The following is a 16,487-nucleotide window of genomic DNA, read 5'->3' on the forward strand; positions in this document are numbered from 1 at the left end:
TGAATGTTAGGAGGCTTTAGCCAATGGAGCATACATCTGTTTCATCACTCGTTGTCGTTATTATTGTAGCCTTTTTCACCCCCATTTTATTGCACCGATTTAAGCTGACCATCCCGGTCGTTGTCGCTGAAATCATCATGGGGCTCATCATTGGAAAAAGCGGTCTTCAACTAGTTGTTGAACACGACGCATGGCTAGATACGTTATCCATGCTAGGTTTTATTTTTCTTATGTTTTTAAGTGGACTTGAAATAGATTTTTCTTCTTTTGAATCAAAGAAGAAAGCGCGAGAACTGCCAAATGGTTTAAAAGAACCGAATACATTTAAAACAGCGACCATTATTTTTGTTGGCGTATTTTGTATGTCCTTTATCCTGTCTTATGCGTTTGTCCTTGCAGGATTTATTCAAAATGCCTTTTTAATGACGCTTATTATTTCCACCATCTCATTGGGTGTGGTAGTTCCTACCTTAAAAGAGGAAAAGTTGATGCAGACGAATATTGGTCAAATCATTTTGCTTGTAGCCGTCATTGCTGATTTGGTGACAATGATTTTACTTGCTGTGTTTTCCTCCATTTATGGCGATGGAACAGGGAACATGTGGTTGCTCTTATTATTATTTGGGGCAGGTATTCTTCTTTATTTATTTGGCCGGGTATTTAAGACAAAGTCCATTTTTCAGTCCATGTCAAAAGGAACGGTGCAAATTGGGACAAGAGCCATCTTTACTCTCATTATAGTCTTAGTTGCCTTATCTGAATCACTCGGTGCTGAAAATATTCTTGGGGCTTTTTTAGCAGGTGTGCTTGTGTCTCTTCTTTCGCCTAATAAAGAACTCGTACAGCAGCTGGACTCGTTTGGCTATGGATTTTTAATTCCGATCTTTTTTGTGATGGTCGGTGTGGACCTGAATATATGGTCACTCTTTAAAGATCCAACCATCATGATCATGATTCCGCTGCTGTTTATCGCATTATTGCTTAGTAAACTCGTTCCGATTCTTTATTTAAAAAAATGGTATGACATGAAAAAAGTCATTGGTTCTGGTTTTTTATTAACCTCGACGTTATCCCTTGTCATTGCTGCTGCAACGATTGGTGAGCGGCTTGGTGTCATTGATCATAAAATGTCAGGAGCCCTTATTCTAGTCGCTGTGCTCACGAGTATTTTAACGCCTGTTTGGTTTAAGGCGTTATTTAAACAAGAACGTGAAACCAATCATAAAAAGCGTGTGACGTTTATTGGGGCGAATCAGCTGACGTTACCTGTGACGCTTGATTTGCATCAGGATGAATATGACATCCGTATTTTACACGTCTTTCAGGAAAATAAAGAAGCCTTGCTTGCTGACTCCATCTTTGAAGTTGAAGCGATTGAACAATATGACGATGATACGCTCAGACAGGCTGGCATCGGGCAAGAGGATGTGCTCGTTGTGGCTACAGGCAGTGAAACGAAAAATAAGGAAATTGCTTTATTTGCAAAAGAAGAAGGAGCTAAACAAGTCATTGCAAGTGTCAACAAAGCAGAAGCCGAGCTGACATTAAAGGAAGCAGGGATCGATACCTTTTCTAACTTCCTATCATCTAAAACGGTGCTGAGGGCATTGATTGAAGCACCTGATGCGATTCGCTTGTTAACAAATGAGGATTCTTCTTTGTATCAAATTCAAATGAACAATCATCGGTATCATAATGTCATGCTGCGGGAATTTCCTTTTACCGGCGATTTGGTGTTTGTCCGTATTTTTAGAGGAATTGACAGCTTAGTACCGCATGGGGATACGACGCTTAGAAGCGGTGACCGCGTGCTTGTGTCTGGCTCCCGGGAGTATGTGGCAGGACTAAGAGCCCAATTAGAGTTGCAATGAACCCTTGACCGATGAACAAATCCTGATTAAGATAGAGGTACAACAATATATGTTTGATCCACTAGGGGAGTCCTTTAAAAGGGCTGAGATAAAAGTGTAGACTTTTAGACCCTCATTACCTGAACAGGTTCATACCTGCGTAGGGAAGTGGTGCGGTGTTTGACTATGCTTTTTACAAATTCCAAACCACTTTCCACGCGGAAAGTGGTTTTTTTATATGGAAAAACAGGAGGAGAGGAACATGACATTTTCGAACGAATGTAAAGAAGCAGCAGCTAGATGGTGGAATGGGAGCTTTACACACCCTTTTGTGAAAGGGATTGGTGATGGCACACTTTCACTCGATCGTTTCACTTATTATGTGATGCAGGATTCGTACTATTTAACTCATTTTGCAAAAGTACAGTCGTATGGAGCCGCCATTAGTGAGGACTTACATACGACAGGCAGAATGGCATATCATGCGCAGGGTACGTATGAAGCAGAGCTATCACTGCATAGAAAGTTCACAGAACTGCTCCAGATCTCTGATGAAGCGCTGGCAAACTTTAAACCTTCTCCAACTGCTTATGCATATACCTCTCATATGTACCGATCTGTGAAAAGCGGTCGTTTTGAAGAAATTTTAGCCGCATTATTGCCGTGCTACTGGCTTTATTATGAGGTAGGAGAAAAACTGAAACAAACAACTCCTGACCATCCGATTTATCAAGAATGGATTTTGACATATGGCGGGGATTGGTTTAAAGAGCTTGTTTTTGAACAGGTGAACCGTTTTAATGAACTTGCAGAAAAAGCGCCAGAACATGTGCGGGCTAATATGAAAGAAAATTTCGTGATTTCGAGCTATTACGAATACCATTTCTGGGAGATGGCGTATGAAAAAGAAATGTGGCAAACAGCATGCTTAGATGGGGTTGGTGCAAATGGAACTCCATGCAGTGACAAATGATATGCTTCCTGTCAGGGAGCTCATCAAGCAAATAAAAGACATTGCGTCTGAAGTAGACTTTATTCATATTCGTGAACGATCGAAGGCAGCAGGTGAGCTGGTTCACCTCGTGAAACAACTCCTAGCAGAAGGTGTTCCGAAAGAAAAGCTGATTATAAATGACCGAGTTGACGTTGCGCTGCTGACCAATATTCACCGGGTTCATCTTCCAGGACACAGCTTTTCGCCAAAGGAATTAAGACAAAAATTTCCTCATCTCCATGCGGGGGTATCGGTTCATTCGATAGAAGAAGCCAAAGCAGCAGAGAAGAACGGGGCAGAGTATGTCATGTTTGGGCATGTGTATGATACCGCATGCAAACCCGGACTACAGGCGAGAGGCATAAAGATTGTGGAAAACATGACTTCTACGCTGTCCATTCCAGTCGTTGTCATTGGTGGAATCACACCAGAACGATTGCCAGAATTGATGCATGTTGAGTTAAAAGGAATAGCCGTCATGTCGGGGATTTTTGCTCATCCTCAGCCGCGCAAAATGGCGCAAACATTTTCTGAAAAGCGAAAGGAGAATCCTTATGAACAAGCATTATGATGTTGCAATCATTGGTGGTGGAATCATAGGGATGTCGATCGCTTATCACCTTGCAAAAGCAGGAAAGCAGATTGTCTTATTTGAGGCAAATGAGATCGGGAAGCAAACGACAAGTGCGGCTGCTGGCATGCTGGGTGCACATGCTGAAGGAGAAGGTGATGAAGATATTTTCTTTCAAGTAGGCAGACAAAGTCAGGCTTTATATGAAAAATTAACGGTCGACCTTCAGCATGAATCGGGCATTGATATTCGGACATCAGTGGGCGGGATTATGAAGGTGGCTTTTACAGAACAAGAAAAGCGTGCGCTTTGCCGGATGCAGTATTTGCCCACATTTGAATGGCTTGAAGCAAGCAGCGTAAAAGAACGTATGCCTCAAATTGCAGATGACATCGTAGGAGCAGGCTTGATAGCAGATGATGTACATGTTGAGCCATATGCGGTATGCAGGGCTTTTTGGCAGGCGGCTGTTCGGCACGGAGCGGATGTGAAGGAGTTTACCCCCGTTATTGATGTAAAGAGGGGAAAAGAAACATTGACAGTCAGTACAGCTAAAGGCATCTTCACATGTGATCATCTGACTGTAGCAAGTGGTGTATGGTCAGGCCGTTTTTTAGAAGAACTGGGGTTATCACATTCTCTCTATCCTGTAAAAGGAGAATGCGTGTCTGTTTGGAATAACGGTCCAGCGCTTGCACACACCATCTATCATGATCATTGTTATATCGTTCAAAGGGATAGCGGTAAGCTAGTGATTGGTGCAACGATGAAACCGAATGACTGGCAGGCCGTTCCGACACTTGGCGGTATTGAAGCAGTTATTCACAAAGCATCTCAGCTCATGCCTTCTATTCGAGAGATGCCGATTGATCAATGTTGGGCAGGTCTTCGGCCAGCGACAAGCGACCGGCACCCCTATATCGGAAAACATCCAGAAGACGAGCGTATTCTTTTTGCAACGGGACATTACCGAAATGGCATTTTACTTGCGCCAATTACGGGGGAAATCATTCGCGGCTTGATAGTAGGCGAGTCTGTGAATAAGGAATGGCTTCATGCGTTTCGTATTGGGCGAAAGGAGGCATTGTTCGTATGAAAATTCAATTGAATGGAAGAATGGTTGATTTCGATAAGGAAAATGGCACGGTTTTTGATCTGCTATCAGCCTATCAACTTGAAAACCGAGTGGTGATCGTTGAAAAAAATCAAGAAATTATAGATAAAGAAGCCTTTCAACAGGTAAAAATTCAACCAAATGACACGATTGAAATCGTTCACTTTGTAGGAGGAGGATGACACCATGCTGCGCATTGGCGGAAAAACATTTACATCAAGACTATTACTAGGGACAGGAAAGTATCCATCATTTGAAGTTCAAAAAGAGGCGGTCAACGTATCAGAAGCTGAAATTTTGACCTTTGCTGTGCGAAGAATGAACATATTTGAACCATCACAGCCCAATTTTTTAGAGCAGCTCGATTTATCAGCCTATACATTGCTGCCAAATACTGCCGGGGCAAGTACAGCGGAAGAAGCGGTGCGGATTGCCCGTTTAGCGAAAGCTTCTGGACTGTGTGACATGATCAAAGTAGAAGTCATTGGCTGTTCAAGGTCTCTTCTGCCAGATCCAGTCGAAACGTTAAAAGCATCTGAAATGCTATTAGAAGAAGGTTTTATCGTGCTGCCATATACGTCAGATGATGTGGTGCTAGCAAGGAAATTAGAAGAACTTGGTGTCCATGCCATTATGCCAGGTGCTTCTCCAATCGGTTCAGGTCAAGGGCTTTTAAACCCTCTGAATCTATCGTTTATTATCGAACAGGCAAAGGTGCCAGTTATTATTGATGCGGGTGTAGGTTCTCCGAAGGATGCTGCTTATGCGATGGAATTGGGCGCTGATGCTGTATTACTGAATACAGCCGTGTCTGGCGCAAAGGACCCTGTGAAAATGGCTAAAGCGATGAAGCTGGCGATTGAATCTGGAAGACTCGGTTTCGAGGCAGGCCGTATTCCACTCAAAAACTATGGAACAGCCAGCAGTCCGCAGGAAGGAATGCCAGCATTTTGAGCACACGTTATTCACGCCAAGAGCTTTTTAGGCCTATTGGAGAGGAAGGACAAAAACGGCTACATGCCTCAAAGGCCGTCATTATTGGGGCTGGGGCACTTGGAACAGCGAGTGCTGAAATGCTCGTCCGTGCCGGCGTAGGATCTGTCACCATTTTGGATAGAGATTATATTGAATGGAGCAACCTGCAGCGTCAGCAGCTATACACAGAACAAGATGTTCTTGATCGGCTGCCAAAGGCTGTGGCTGCTGAGAAAAGACTCAAGCAGGTGAACAGTGATGTTCACGTGAGAGGAATCGTCCTTGACGTGACCGCTCAAAATATTGATGAGTACGTCAGCGGGGCATCCATCATCGTGGATGCAGCGGATAATTTTGAGGTGAGAATGATTGCGAACGATGCAGCCGTCAAACATCAAATTCCGTTCCTTTATGGAGCCTGTGTAGCAAGCTACGGTATTCAATTCACAGTGATTCCTGGTGAAACACCATGTTTACACTGCCTACTTGAGCATTTACCTGCACAAGGCATGACATGTGATACAGCAGGAATTATTAGTCCAGTTGTGCAACAGGTTGCGGCCTATCAAGTGGCGGATGCACTGAAGCTTTTAACAGGACACCAAATCACGCCGGTATTAAGATCGTTTGATTTATGGACAAACGAGCGATCTGATATTCGATCCGTTACGTCTTTAAAAAAGAAACAATGTCCAAGCTGCGGTCTTAAGACATATCCATTTCTCTCATATGATCAAAGAGCAAAAGCAGATGTATTATGTGGACGAAATACCGTACAAATTCGCAGTGCACTAGGGGCACCCCCGGCGCTGCATGAAGTAGCCCGTCAGCTAAAGAAAGCAGGAATGGATGTGCTGGAAAATCCTTATTTGCTTTCGTGTCAGAAGGATGAGTACAAGCTCGTTTTATTCAAAGATGGCAGAGCGCTTGTACATGGGACAAATGATATTGCGAAAGCGAGAACGATTTATCATCAATGGATTGGCTAATGAGAGGGTGAGATGACATGACGATTAAAAAAGCATTAACCATCGCAGGTACTGATTCTGGTGGTGGAGCAGGTATTCAAGCAGATTTGAAAACCTTTCAGGAGCTTGGTGTGTACGGAATGTCCGCCATTACGGCCATTACCGCTCAAAACACACTTGGTGTTCACGGTATTTATCCACTGTCTATCGAGGCGCTCGAAAGTCAAATTGATGCAGTAGCAGAAGACTTGTTGCCAGATGCCGCTAAAACAGGAATGCTGTGGAGTGCCGACATGATCAGTGTCGTTGCTGAAAAGACGAAGCAATATGACTTGAAACTAATTGTCGATCCAGTCATGATTGCCAAAGGCGGCGCTTCTTTATTAAATGAAGATGCGGTCTCTGCTATGAAAACACAGTTACTACCTGTCAGTTATGCAGTCACACCGAATCTCCCTGAGGCAGAAGTGCTGACAGGCATGCGCATTCAGACAAAAGACGATCGCCATAGAGCAGCAGAACGACTTTATGAGCTTGGCACGTCCTATGTTGTGATCAAAGGAGGTCATAGCCCTTCAGGCGGCCTCATTACAGACCTTTTGTACGATGGAAAAAGCTTTTTTGAACTCAGTAATGAACATATTGATACACCACATACACACGGAACAGGCTGTACATTTGCAGCGGCATTAACGGCAGAAATAGCAAAAGGTCATTCCATGAAGGAAGCCTTTGAAACGGCAGAAACCTTTGTCCATGAGGCGATCAAATTTCCTCTGAATATTGGCGCTGGGCACGGACCGACTAACCACTTTGCTTATCAGCAAAACAGAGTCAAAGCATAAAAAGAAGATTGTCTTCACTTGTGAGGACGGTCTTTTTTTCTGAAATAAAAACTTTCTTTCAGCGGAAATTGTCAATATCTCGTGATTTGTGATAAGATTATGATCAGGTACTAATACTATGTCTTGAAAAAATAGGAGGCTTTAATACATATGAACTTTTCTTTAGAAGGCCGTAATATTGTGGTGATGGGTGTTGCCAATAAACGAAGCATCGCTTGGGGAATTGCTCGTTCACTTCACGAAGCAGGAGCTCGTTTGATTTTTACTTATGTTGGAGATCGTCTGGCAGAATCAGTGAAAGAGCTAGCAAGCACGCTAGAGCGTGATGATTCCATTATTCTTCCTTGTGATGTGACAAGTGATGAAGAAATCGAAAAATGTTTTGCAACGATTAAAGAAAAAGTACAAGTCATCCATGGTGTTGCACATGCGATTGCATTTGCGAACAAAGAAGAGCTTGTCGGTGAATATTTGAACACGAACCGTGAAGGTTTCCTTTTAGCGCACAACATTAGTGCCTATTCACTAACAGCTGTAGCAAAAGCAGCACGTCCGCTCATGACAGAAGGCGGAAGCATTGTCACACTTACTTACCTAGGCGGAGAGCGCGTTGTCTCTAACTACAATGTCATGGGTGTAGCAAAAGCAGCCCTTGAAGCAAGTGTGAAATACTTAGCAGCTGATCTTGGAGCGGAAGGCATCCGTGTGAACAGCATTTCTGCTGGTCCAATTCGTACGTTATCTGCAAAAGGAATCAGCGGCTTTAATACGATCCTGAAGGATATTGAAGAGCGTGCACCGCTTCGCCGTACAACGACTCCTGAAGAAGTTGGCGATACAGCACTATTCTTATTCAGTGATTTATCGCGCGGCATGACAGGTGAGAATCTTCATGTTGATTCTGGCTTCCATATCATTGCCCGCTAAACGAATAAATGATTTGCAGCATACCTATCACTGGTATGCTGTTTTTTATTTTTCTTCTGATTTGGGGTGTCCTCTCATATATATAAGGAATGAATCATTCGGGAGGGATCAGTATGTCAAATAAAGGTGATGAGAATCAAAAGCCGCTTATGTATATTGTTCAGCCGAGCTATGATGAATCAGCACCGGCCATGCAAAATATTGTGAGAAAGCGAAAGAAGTCAGAAAAACCTTCAGAAACCAAAAAAAGCGCCAAAGAGGATGCCATTGAAGAGAGCGTGCAAGAACCTATATCACAGGAAGTAAAGCAGAAAAAAGAAGAGCCGCCTGCGCTACAGCAAGAGCGGGAGATCAATCAAGAAAAAGATAATTCACAAAATCGAGAGCCAGTACAAGAACAAGAAAAACAGCCAGAAGGCGTATTTCATGAAACAAAAGAAGAACCAAGAAGAAAACGAGTGAAGAAGCCGTTAAGCCAAATGAATATCGAGGAGAAAGTCGATTTTCTTACAAGTCTGCCGCATAATATGCCAAGAGCGCTTTGCCTCATTGAAGCCGATGGAAAAACATATAGAGGGATCATCATGGAGAGAAAAGACAATATGGTCGTCATCCGCACAGCAGGCGGCGGTAATCCAGTGGAATTAGCAATTGGTGATATTTCTTCTATTCATCCACTTGGTTTTTAATGAACATAAAAAAAGTCCCATAACGGGACTTTTTTTGTTAGCAGCTACGGTTGATGAGTCTTGGATTTAAGCACTCGATTGCGCAGAAGCAGTCAAGGTCTACTTCAATGCAATACTTTGATTTTTCTAAACGGAACACATCACATACGGAATCTTTATCTGTAAAATCTAAAATATGACGATCTTTGTCAAATGCAATAAGCAAGCTGAGTGTTGCGCAGTGATCAGAGATGTGTTCGACTCTGAAAAATGCAGTGCTGAAGCAAGGGCCAGCATCTACTTCTCCGACGTTTCCGAATGCAACGAATGGTTTTGATTTTGAGGTAAATAGAACAAACGGGACAGTGTCACCTAATGAATGTGATGGAGAAAGGAGATTGCTGTAACAGCTGGTCGGGCAATCCTCTTCGACGGCATTTTGTAAGTCGTTTATGTTTTCAACAGCCTCTGCTACACAGTTCCATGAATGTTTGCGGCTCATATTCAACCCTCCTATACAAGGAAATTTGTTTGAGTGTTTGAGCACTGTCATCATCATCTATAAGCTTTATTATGTGTCTCGCCGGTTGATGCATCTAATGTCAATCAATGCGGAAGCGGCCGCCTTTTGCTGACTGCTCCGCATGATTGGTTGTCATTCGTGAGGAAGGGGATGCTTTGACTTATGACAAGTTAGATGAGCGGGCGATTGGTTTAGCCGTGGTGATGATGCTTTTTATCTTTTGTTGGCATGACTCTGTCGACAAGTTCTGGATTTAAACATTGGATCGCGCAGAAACAGTTCAAATCAACTTCGATACAAAAGTCCGCTTTTTCTAAACTAAAGAAGTCAGGATCGCAAGGGTGACAAACGCTTAGCGTATGTCCGTGTACATCAACAGGTCTTAATACAGATAATGTGGCACAGCAGTCATGCAATTTTTCAACCCGGAAGAAAATGGATTCGAAGCATTGGCAATCGTCAACAAATCCTCCAATGTTTCCGAAAGTAGAGAACAATCCGCCCTTTTTATCAAAAAGTAAAAACGGAATCGTATCTTTTCCAGAAACTGTCGGGCTTAATAAATTACTGTAGCAGCTCGTAGGACATTTATCTTCTACAGCTTCCTGCTCTGCTAAAATCTTATCAACCGCATCGCATACACAGTTTTCATCATGTCGGCCATGGTGTTTTCCGCAGCTCATGGATTTCAGCTCCTTTAACAAGGTATTTGACTTTAGTCCTTAACAACATATGTATGCGCCCTCTAGTTGGTGTGGGTAAATGACTATTTATCTTTGTTGTATTTTTAGAAAAAGGAAAAGCAGAGCTTTTCGCTCTGCTTTTGTACATTAGAGGATACCAATTGCAACGATCGTCGCAACAAGTGTCTGTGTAAGCGTTTGGATGGCAATAGAGATGTCCGCATCGATTGTAGAGACTGTAACGTTTCTAGAGTTTTCGATGACAAGTTTCTGGCGATTTGTTTGTTTGTGGCTAGCTGCTTGTAAGAGATCTTGCGTGACGCGGTCAGCTAGGTCACCATCAGCGATTGAGATGTTTGTAATGGTGATGATCGCTGTTTGAACAGCTGCTTGGATAGATGCTGCAACCTGTGCATCAACAGAAGAAACGTTAATGTCACAAGAATCTCTAACGATAATGACTTCCTCAGATGTCTGCTTTGTGACACTCACTTGATCAAAGTCTTGTAAAACATCTTCATCATCATAATAGTGGCCGTCACAAACTGCTTTTCTTTCGTAGTTATGATGGTAATCGCCGTGGTGTGTACAGTTACGATCTAGAGCGACCCAAGAGTATGGTTTAGAATCCATTTCTTTTCCTCCTTCCGTTTACTTTATTAAATGCTGGAATGATTGGTTTTGTCTCGGGCATTTATCCTAGCAGGCAACCCATTTTTATTTAATCGTTATTTTGCTGCGCTTGACGGCGCTGCTGGATACGATCTCGAAGTGAATTTCGTTTAGGGCGCACTTGTGGTTCAGGCTCGACCTCTTCTGCATGTTTTGCTGCCTCTGCCTGACGCTTTTTCTCCTGCTGCTGCTGTACGAAATCATCTGCTTTCTTTTGTAAATCCTGAACCAGCTTCAAAATCATCCTTCTTTGATCTTCTGAAAGGTTTGCTTTCTGATCATCTGTGACATTATTTTTGTTTAAAATATCACTCACAAGAAGGCTTGTTAATGGATCAACATCAGTGTTGATTTGAAACTCCTTTTTTTCGTTCTCTTCAGCCACGATTATTTCACCTCTTTCATACATGATGTTAGAAAAAGAAAGGGTCAAAGAATGCCGGCTTCAACTAAAAGTACATTCAGTGTTTGAGTGAGAATTTGGACGGAGTTCATAATGGATGCATCAGATAATGTAATCGTGACGTTATAACAATTGATGATTTGAATCACGGTTTTCTTTTGAACTGTCACTTGTTGTGCAGCTAAAAGCTGTTCTGTGATGTCTGCAGCCAATTCATCATCTGGTACAAGAATTTGAATTAAAAGAGTAATGATTGTCGTTACGGTCGCTTGAAGGGAGAGTGCGGCTGTTACATCTGTTTTATGAATCGTGACATTTTCGGAATCCTTGATCTCGATGAAATCATCATAATTGCTGATTAATTCGTTTAACAGTTGTGTGTATAATAAATCAGCACTTTCTTCAATAGACAATACTTTCACTCCTTTCTTATCTATACATTATTTAATGCAGCAGAGGCTCAAGGTGGAATCGGAAAGCATGAAAAAGTACAACCCAATTTTATTTACACCCGATTCATCATGGCGGTCTTTCTTTTTGCATATATAAAGAAAGGACGGAAAAAGAAGAATGAAGGAGGTGGAGGTTCCATGAGCGGCGCTTTGTCATTTGCTATATTTGCCCTCGCATCCTTTAGGCTGACGAGATTGATCGTGTTTGATACGATTACAGCCCCCTTTCGCCGTCTATTTCATGAAGAGCAAGAAGAGGTAAACGAACAAGGTGAAGTCGAGACCTATATCGTCATTAAGGGGAAGGGACTGCGATCTTGGATAGGAGAGCTGTTAAGCTGTTATTGGTGTACGGGTATGTGGTGCACTGCTGCTTTACTTGCGATATACATATTTTTTCCTGTCATCAGCATGTGGCTTAATTTACTATTAGCGATTGCCGCCGCAGCAGGCTTGATTGAAGCAGTCGTGTCGAAGCTTGTGAAATAAACAGGCATTCTGATCAGACACGCTTAAAGAAAATGCATATACTAACATGGAATAGGAAAGGAAGGGTTGCGATGAAACCAACTGAAACACCGTCACATATGCTTCAAGGGTATCCAGCGCAGTCAAATCAACAATCTGTATATACGAAGAAAATCAAGAAGACGGGCTGCGGCTGCGGGAAGAAAAAGAAACCTCAATAGGGAAAAACAAAAGCCGGATTTATCCGGTTTTTTTGTTGCCCTTTTTTTGGGTGATGCATATGTAAGAGAGAAGGGGTGACCAGAATGGATGCATTCGAACAATTAATCGGTTCCTTGTTCACTAAACCCCATGATGGGAAAGAGCAAGCGCACGAAAAAGCTGAAATGGATCTAGCGAATAAAGCGAAGGATCTTGAAGAGCACTTAAAAGCATTTGGCGAGAAAATGGATACTTTTGCGAAAGAAACAGAAGCATTCATGATCCGTCATGGAGAGGCAGATTACGTCTTTAAACAGCAGAAATAAAAATTCCGCACTTTTTTATGTGATCGTCCAAACCATTTCATGTATTTTTCATATTTTGTAAGGGAGAAGAGGAGGTGCTTAAATATGAGTTGTTACGGTTACGGTGGCGGTTATTGCGGAGGTTATGGCGGCGGCTACGGCGGCGGTTATGGTTCAACTTTTGTTCTTGTCGTCGTGCTTTTCATTCTTCTAATCATCGTTGGTGCTTCTTTCTTTAACTAAACAGTAAGAAGGTGAGGGAAGCAATAGGGAAGCCTTTTGCTTTCCTTTCTCTTTGCTAACAAGGCAGCAGGATAGGCACATATCTCGCCTATTTTCATATAGTAAGGTGATTACTCCACAAAGAGGAGGCAAAGGAATGGATAATAAGTTCTTTAAAAGTGTGGAAAATAAAACAGGTGTAAATATGAATGATGTCTTTAAGCTTGCAGGTTCTTTGCAAAACGCGAACTTTAAAGATGAGAATACCGTACGAGGTGTCATTAAAAAAGTGGCGCAGCTTGCAAACAAACGTGTACCTAAAGAAATGGAAGACAAAATCGTTCAATCGATCACAAGTGGAAAAGAAAAGCTTGATTTTAATACAATCGCTAAAATGATGAACAACAAAAAATAAACAACAGGCTCTCCATTTAAAGGGGGGCCTGTTGTTTTTGTGTGAATAATTCACGATTTTTCTTTAAAAGAGGGTACAAAAAGCGGGAGCGGTGAGCCATTTTTCCTCTTCTATATGATGGAACGGATAGATAAAGGGATTGTTCTGCTCTCGTCATGGCAACATATAATAAGCGCCGCTCCTCTTCAATGGCTTCTTCATCACCGTTTCTCAGCTCATCAAGTGCAAAGTCATGAGGGAGCGCCCCATCAACCACGCTCGTGATGTACACTGTTTGGAATTCTAGTCCCTTCGCACGGTGGATCGTCATGAGCTGAACGCCTGGTTTATCTGATTTTTCCTTTTCAGCAGATTTCATATGTTCGGCATGAGCGAGGAAGGCTTCAATTGTTTCAAAACGTTTCGCCGCTGTTTTCACATCTCGTACATCATCTGTTCCTTTTTCAAGCACATTCGTATCATTCACACGTTTTTTTAAATAATCACCAAGTCCCATCCTTTGTTCAATAAACGCTACAGCTTCAGATGGCTTTAACGATTTTAACGTTCGAAACAGGGGAACGATCGATTGTAGTTTTTTGCGCTGAAACGGCTGAATGTCTGTTAGCTTTCCAAGTGCCTCTACCATAGAACAATCTTCTGTAATGGTCAGCGCCTTCATGGTATTCAGTGTTTGCTGCTTTAAAAAGAAAACGGGCAGCAGCAGCTTCATTGCGGCGACATCATCTGCATCCTGACTGAGCGAAAGAAAAGCGAGCAGCACCCGAACAATTCTTCTGCTATAAAAGGCTTTTACGCCAGCATCGGTTTGATACGGAATCGCCGATTGATGAAGACGTTCATAAATCGCACGGCCTCCTGTATTCGTTCTAAACAGCACGCAAAAGTCATTCGGTTTCGCACCGTTTTTAATTTTCTCCTGAATATCTGCTACGATCATGGTCGCTTCCTCTTCTTCGTCATATGGATAAAAAAGAGTCGGCGGAATTTTCTCCACGCGTACGGCTTTTAACGTTTTCTCGTAACGATGCTGGTTCTTCTTAATAATGGCGTCAGCACTTGCGACAATCGTATGATGAGAGCGGTAATTTGCATGTAAATGGACGATCTCGGCCGAAGGATAGTCCTGTTTGAAGTTAAGAATAAAAGCAGGATTGCTTCCTCTAAATGCATAGATGGCTTGATCATCATCGCCTACACAAAATAGCTGCTCGGATTCTCCAGCTAAAAGCTGGATTAATTGATATTGTACGGGATTAATATCTTGAAATTCATCTACTAAAATATACTTGAATCGTTCTTGATATTGTTTGAGCAATTCAGGCTGCTTATTCAGCATGTGTAAACAGGCAATCGCCATGTCATCAAAGTCAAATTGTTGATTTTCACGCTTTTGCTGTTCGTATGACTGATAGATTGTCCACATTTGCTTTTCCTTTTCATCTTTCAGCTCAGGAAGTTCGTTTGGTAAAAAAGCATTTTTCCAATAGCCGATTGATTGCAGCACTTGATCGGTTGGATAGTCTTTTTCATCAAGTCCTTCATGCATGATCGCTTTGCGAATATACTGCTCTTTTTGCCAGTCGAATTTAATCAAATGCTGTCCGTTCCATTTGCCCCGATCATCGTGAAGCAGCATTTTATAAAATAGACTGTGGAATGTGCCTGTCACAACTTGGCTCGCCTGTGAAGGATGAAGCTGATACTGCATACGCAGTCTTTCTTTCATTTCACTGCTTGCTTTTGTGGTGAAGGTCACGAGCAGGATATGGTGAGCAGGGATTTGATGGTGCGACATCAGATAAGCAGCTCTTGCTGTCAGTACTCTTGTTTTCCCGCTACCGGCGCCAGCCAGCACAAGCATCGGACCGTCTTTGTGTGTGACAGCTTGAAGCTGCGGTGCGCTAAAGGTGATGTGTGGAAAGAGGTCAATGGTATGCACTTCTTCATTCTTTTCTAAATGAAAGGTTTCGCCAAATTGAATGGATCGTGGTCCCTGCCAGTCATCCGATTCTTCTGTTTGTGAGATGATCTGTTTGCCGGTTGGAAAGCGAAAGCCGCCAAGTTCTTTGTAGGATGCATGTTCCTCTCGTTCAGCCGGTTTCTTTTCCTCTTGTTGTTCTCTTTTTTCGCAAATCTCTTGCTGAGATATTTGCTTATGGATAAAGGCAGGTTCTTCATGTATATTTAATCTAAAAAAGACGGGTTGTCCGCAATATGGGCAAGATAAATGCCCTTTTTTCCCCTCATCATGGAGGAATTGATAGTGTTCTCTCGAATATGTATGTAATGAGATCGTTCGATCATGTCGTCGTGCGCATTTCAAAGCTAGTCCTCCAATAGTCAATCAATGTTAAAAAGAAACACATCTAATCATATCAAATGAGGCGTGTTTCAAACAGTCATAATTAGGGAATAGTAGAGTAGAAGAGAAGCAAAGGAGGCGTTCTTGATGGGATATATAGCCCCGATTCAGCCGGATCTGTATTTTCAATATATCAATCGTCCTGCTCCTCAGGATAAAGAAGACTATGCGAAAGTGACGAAGGTCACCCGCACCTTTCATGACAAGGTATACAGAGAGCTGGAGAAAAAAGAGGACTTAGTGACAGAAGCGGAAACGAAAGTACAGCAAAAAAAGCGGGAACGCTTTGTACGAGATATGTTTATGGAAGAAGGCAAGGGCGTTCATATCAATACTTACGTCTAAATGACTGCGCTTTCTTCCTGAGCGAACGAGATGGAATCAATAAAAAGCCAGGGCATCCATGATGCCCTGGCTTTTTATTGTCGTTAAACGGATAGTGTTTTTGTCATTTTGACATGTGTAATCCCTGCTTCTTCAAACGGTTCTGAAACGGCTTTGTAGCCTTTCTTTTCGTAGAAAGGAAGAGCTTGGACTTGTGCATGCATGACAGCTTCTTTCGCCCCGTTTGCCATCGCTTCAGACTCAAGTGCTTCTAAAAGCTGGTGGCCAAGACCGAAAGAGCGCGCCTCTTTTAATACACAAATTCGTTCAAGCTTTGCCTTATGACCTTCAATTATGCGCAGTCTAGCAGCAGCTTGTGGTTTGTTGTCATCATTATAAATGACAAAGTGAATGGCTTCGTCCTCAAGTTCATCAATTTCAATCTCTAACGGGACTTCTTGTTCTTTTACGAAAACTTCTTTTCGAACATAATAAGCATCTTCTCGTTGTGTTTGTTCTTTTACGATGACTGTATTCAAATG

The 16,487-nt window shown here is 42.5% G+C and carries 23 protein-coding genes and 1 riboswitch; of the genes, 16 read left to right on the forward strand and 7 right to left on the reverse strand.

Annotated elements, in window-relative coordinates:
• Window positions 1-23: 23 nt before the first annotated feature.
• The 10 genes from ACNO7B_RS05720 to ACNO7B_RS05765 all read left to right on the forward strand — a co-directional run bounded on the left by ACNO7B_RS05720 (window position 24) and on the right by ACNO7B_RS05765 (window position 8,933).
• Window positions 24-1,871: a monovalent cation:proton antiporter family protein gene (locus tag ACNO7B_RS05720; protein WP_035700319.1), complete on the forward strand. Its 1,848-nt coding sequence runs from the start codon at window positions 24-26 to the stop codon at window positions 1,869-1,871.
• Between the two features lie 53 nt (window positions 1,872-1,924).
• A riboswitch (TPP riboswitch) is annotated at window positions 1,925-2,034 on the forward strand.
• A gap of 78 nt (window positions 2,035-2,112) precedes the next feature.
• Window positions 2,113-2,823 carry a thiaminase II gene (gene tenA, locus ACNO7B_RS05725; RefSeq protein WP_046527496.1) on the forward strand — a complete coding sequence of 237 codons (711 nt, stop codon included), beginning with the start codon at window positions 2,113-2,115 and terminating at the stop codon, window positions 2,821-2,823.
• The gene (tenI, locus tag ACNO7B_RS05730) at window positions 2,798-3,415 is read left to right on the forward strand and encodes a thiazole tautomerase TenI (protein ID WP_417901294.1); all 618 of its coding nucleotides are present in this window, start codon (window positions 2,798-2,800) and stop codon (window positions 3,413-3,415) included. The genes tenA and tenI overlap by 26 nt, the downstream gene beginning before the upstream one ends.
• Window positions 3,399-4,511, forward strand: coding sequence for a glycine oxidase ThiO (thiO, locus tag ACNO7B_RS05735; protein WP_417901295.1), 1,113 nt, complete (start codon window positions 3,399-3,401; stop codon window positions 4,509-4,511). The genes tenI and thiO overlap by 17 nt, the downstream gene beginning before the upstream one ends.
• Entirely contained in the window at window positions 4,508-4,711 is a 204-nt protein-coding gene (gene thiS, locus ACNO7B_RS05740; protein WP_024720130.1) for a sulfur carrier protein ThiS, read from the forward strand. Before thiO ends, thiS begins: the two co-directional genes overlap by 4 nt.
• 4 nt (window positions 4,712-4,715) lie before the next feature.
• Window positions 4,716-5,483 carry a thiazole synthase gene (locus ACNO7B_RS05745; RefSeq protein WP_007498979.1) on the forward strand — a complete coding sequence of 256 codons (768 nt, stop codon included), beginning with the start codon at window positions 4,716-4,718 and terminating at the stop codon, window positions 5,481-5,483.
• Window positions 5,480-6,493: a thiazole biosynthesis adenylyltransferase ThiF gene (locus tag ACNO7B_RS05750; protein ID WP_410684792.1), complete on the forward strand. Its 1,014-nt coding sequence runs from the start codon at window positions 5,480-5,482 to the stop codon at window positions 6,491-6,493. The genes ACNO7B_RS05745 and ACNO7B_RS05750 overlap by 4 nt, the downstream gene beginning before the upstream one ends.
• A 17-nt stretch (window positions 6,494-6,510) precedes the next feature.
• Entirely contained in the window at window positions 6,511-7,317 is an 807-nt protein-coding gene (gene thiD, locus ACNO7B_RS05755) for a bifunctional hydroxymethylpyrimidine kinase/phosphomethylpyrimidine kinase (protein WP_410684790.1), read from the forward strand.
• A 150-nt stretch (window positions 7,318-7,467) separates the two neighbouring features.
• Window positions 7,468-8,244 (forward strand): enoyl-ACP reductase FabI, encoded by a 777-nt coding sequence (gene fabI / locus ACNO7B_RS05760; RefSeq protein WP_003211867.1) that lies wholly within the window; start codon window positions 7,468-7,470, stop codon window positions 8,242-8,244.
• Between the two features lie 113 nt (window positions 8,245-8,357).
• Window positions 8,358-8,933 carry a CotO family spore coat protein gene (locus ACNO7B_RS05765; protein ID WP_304717258.1) on the forward strand — a complete coding sequence of 192 codons (576 nt, stop codon included), beginning with the start codon at window positions 8,358-8,360 and terminating at the stop codon, window positions 8,931-8,933.
• 37 nt (window positions 8,934-8,970) lie between these two features.
• On the opposite strand, the gene ACNO7B_RS05770 is transcribed toward ACNO7B_RS05765, so the two are convergent.
• The 5 genes from ACNO7B_RS05770 to ACNO7B_RS05790 all read right to left on the reverse strand — a co-directional run bounded on the left by ACNO7B_RS05770 (window position 8,971) and on the right by ACNO7B_RS05790 (window position 11,606).
• Window positions 8,971-9,414 (reverse strand): CotY/CotZ family spore coat protein, encoded by a 444-nt coding sequence (locus ACNO7B_RS05770; RefSeq protein ID WP_008348434.1) that lies wholly within the window; start codon window positions 9,412-9,414, stop codon window positions 8,971-8,973.
• 212 nt (window positions 9,415-9,626) lie between these two features.
• Window positions 9,627-10,118, reverse strand: a complete 492-nt coding sequence (locus ACNO7B_RS05775; RefSeq protein ID WP_417901296.1) for a CotY/CotZ family spore coat protein — start codon at window positions 10,116-10,118, stop codon at window positions 9,627-9,629.
• Between the two features lie 147 nt (window positions 10,119-10,265).
• Window positions 10,266-10,751, reverse strand: coding sequence for a spore coat protein (locus tag ACNO7B_RS05780; RefSeq protein ID WP_008348431.1), 486 nt, complete (start codon window positions 10,749-10,751; stop codon window positions 10,266-10,268).
• 88 nt (window positions 10,752-10,839) lie between these two features.
• Window positions 10,840-11,175 (reverse strand): hypothetical protein, encoded by a 336-nt coding sequence (locus tag ACNO7B_RS05785; protein WP_008355377.1) that lies wholly within the window; start codon window positions 11,173-11,175, stop codon window positions 10,840-10,842.
• Window positions 11,176-11,219: 44 nt separating this feature from the next.
• Window positions 11,220-11,606 (reverse strand): spore coat protein, encoded by a 387-nt coding sequence (locus ACNO7B_RS05790; protein WP_007498962.1) that lies wholly within the window; start codon window positions 11,604-11,606, stop codon window positions 11,220-11,222.
• Window positions 11,607-11,783: 177 nt separating this feature from the next.
• Here ACNO7B_RS05790 and ACNO7B_RS05795 point away from each other — a divergent pair, with 177 nt between their 5' ends.
• The 5 genes from ACNO7B_RS05795 (at window position 11,784) to ACNO7B_RS05815 (ending at window position 13,256) form a co-directional block, all read left to right on the forward strand.
• Complete coding sequence (locus ACNO7B_RS05795; RefSeq protein ID WP_019743061.1) at window positions 11,784-12,134, forward strand: DUF1360 domain-containing protein; 351 nt, start codon at window positions 11,784-11,786, stop codon at window positions 12,132-12,134.
• A gap of 71 nt (window positions 12,135-12,205) precedes the next feature.
• Window positions 12,206-12,334, forward strand: a complete 129-nt coding sequence (locus ACNO7B_RS05800) for a hypothetical protein (RefSeq protein WP_008348422.1) — start codon at window positions 12,206-12,208, stop codon at window positions 12,332-12,334.
• An 84-nt stretch (window positions 12,335-12,418) separates the two neighbouring features.
• Window positions 12,419-12,640: a hypothetical protein gene (locus ACNO7B_RS05805; protein ID WP_008348420.1), complete on the forward strand. Its 222-nt coding sequence runs from the start codon at window positions 12,419-12,421 to the stop codon at window positions 12,638-12,640.
• 84 nt (window positions 12,641-12,724) lie between these two features.
• Complete coding sequence (locus tag ACNO7B_RS05810; protein ID WP_008348419.1) at window positions 12,725-12,862, forward strand: YjcZ family sporulation protein; 138 nt, start codon at window positions 12,725-12,727, stop codon at window positions 12,860-12,862.
• Window positions 12,863-12,998: 136 nt separating this feature from the next.
• Window positions 12,999-13,256 (forward strand): stage VI sporulation protein F, encoded by a 258-nt coding sequence (locus ACNO7B_RS05815; protein ID WP_008348417.1) that lies wholly within the window; start codon window positions 12,999-13,001, stop codon window positions 13,254-13,256.
• A 16-nt stretch (window positions 13,257-13,272) separates the two neighbouring features.
• On the opposite strand, the gene ACNO7B_RS05820 is transcribed toward ACNO7B_RS05815, so the two are convergent.
• Window positions 13,273-15,582: an ATP-dependent helicase gene (locus ACNO7B_RS05820; protein WP_417901297.1), complete on the reverse strand. Its 2,310-nt coding sequence runs from the start codon at window positions 15,580-15,582 to the stop codon at window positions 13,273-13,275.
• A 126-nt stretch (window positions 15,583-15,708) separates the two neighbouring features.
• Between ACNO7B_RS05820 and ACNO7B_RS05825 the strand changes: the two genes are divergently transcribed.
• Window positions 15,709-15,966 carry a hypothetical protein gene (locus ACNO7B_RS05825; RefSeq protein WP_008348414.1) on the forward strand — a complete coding sequence of 86 codons (258 nt, stop codon included), beginning with the start codon at window positions 15,709-15,711 and terminating at the stop codon, window positions 15,964-15,966.
• 83 nt (window positions 15,967-16,049) lie between these two features.
• Here ACNO7B_RS05825 and ACNO7B_RS05830 read toward each other — a convergent pair whose 3' ends face one another.
• The gene (locus ACNO7B_RS05830; RefSeq protein WP_008348412.1) at window positions 16,050-16,484 is read right to left on the reverse strand and encodes a GNAT family N-acetyltransferase; all 435 of its coding nucleotides are present in this window, start codon (window positions 16,482-16,484) and stop codon (window positions 16,050-16,052) included.
• Window positions 16,485-16,487 lie beyond the last annotated feature (3 nt).

Origin of the sequence: Bacillus sp. AK25, assembly GCF_048270685.1 — a bacterium.
GTDB classification, from domain to species: Bacteria; Bacillota; Bacilli; order Bacillales; family Bacillaceae; genus Bacillus; species Bacillus altitudinis.

Coding starts and splice junctions, on each gene's coding strand:
- ACNO7B_RS05800 (WP_008348422.1), top strand. CDS start 12,206: ATGAAACCAACTGAAACACCGTCACATATGCTTCAAGGGTATCCAGCG.
- ACNO7B_RS05770 (WP_008348434.1), bottom strand. CDS start 9,414: ATGAGCCGCAAACATTCATGGAACTGTGTAGCAGAGGCTGTTGAAAAC.
- fabI (WP_003211867.1), top strand. CDS start 7,468: ATGAACTTTTCTTTAGAAGGCCGTAATATTGTGGTGATGGGTGTTGCC.
- ACNO7B_RS05720 (WP_035700319.1), top strand. CDS start 24: ATGGAGCATACATCTGTTTCATCACTCGTTGTCGTTATTATTGTAGCC.
- ACNO7B_RS05775 (WP_417901296.1), bottom strand. CDS start 10,118: ATGAGCTGCGGAAAACACCATGGCCGACATGATGAAAACTGTGTATGC.
- ACNO7B_RS05815 (WP_008348417.1), top strand. CDS start 12,999: ATGGATAATAAGTTCTTTAAAAGTGTGGAAAATAAAACAGGTGTAAAT.
- thiD (WP_410684790.1), top strand. CDS start 6,511: ATGACGATTAAAAAAGCATTAACCATCGCAGGTACTGATTCTGGTGGT.
- thiS (WP_024720130.1), top strand. CDS start 4,508: ATGAAAATTCAATTGAATGGAAGAATGGTTGATTTCGATAAGGAAAAT.
- ACNO7B_RS05780 (WP_008348431.1), bottom strand. CDS start 10,751: ATGGATTCTAAACCATACTCTTGGGTCGCTCTAGATCGTAACTGTACA.
- ACNO7B_RS05825 (WP_008348414.1), top strand. CDS start 15,709: ATGGGATATATAGCCCCGATTCAGCCGGATCTGTATTTTCAATATATC.
- tenA (WP_046527496.1), top strand. CDS start 2,113: ATGACATTTTCGAACGAATGTAAAGAAGCAGCAGCTAGATGGTGGAAT.
- ACNO7B_RS05745 (WP_007498979.1), top strand. CDS start 4,716: ATGCTGCGCATTGGCGGAAAAACATTTACATCAAGACTATTACTAGGG.
- ACNO7B_RS05810 (WP_008348419.1), top strand. CDS start 12,725: ATGAGTTGTTACGGTTACGGTGGCGGTTATTGCGGAGGTTATGGCGGC.
- ACNO7B_RS05795 (WP_019743061.1), top strand. CDS start 11,784: ATGAGCGGCGCTTTGTCATTTGCTATATTTGCCCTCGCATCCTTTAGG.
- ACNO7B_RS05765 (WP_304717258.1), top strand. CDS start 8,358: ATGTCAAATAAAGGTGATGAGAATCAAAAGCCGCTTATGTATATTGTT.
- thiO (WP_417901295.1), top strand. CDS start 3,399: ATGAACAAGCATTATGATGTTGCAATCATTGGTGGTGGAATCATAGGG.
- ACNO7B_RS05805 (WP_008348420.1), top strand. CDS start 12,419: ATGGATGCATTCGAACAATTAATCGGTTCCTTGTTCACTAAACCCCAT.
- tenI (WP_417901294.1), top strand. CDS start 2,798: ATGGAACTCCATGCAGTGACAAATGATATGCTTCCTGTCAGGGAGCTC.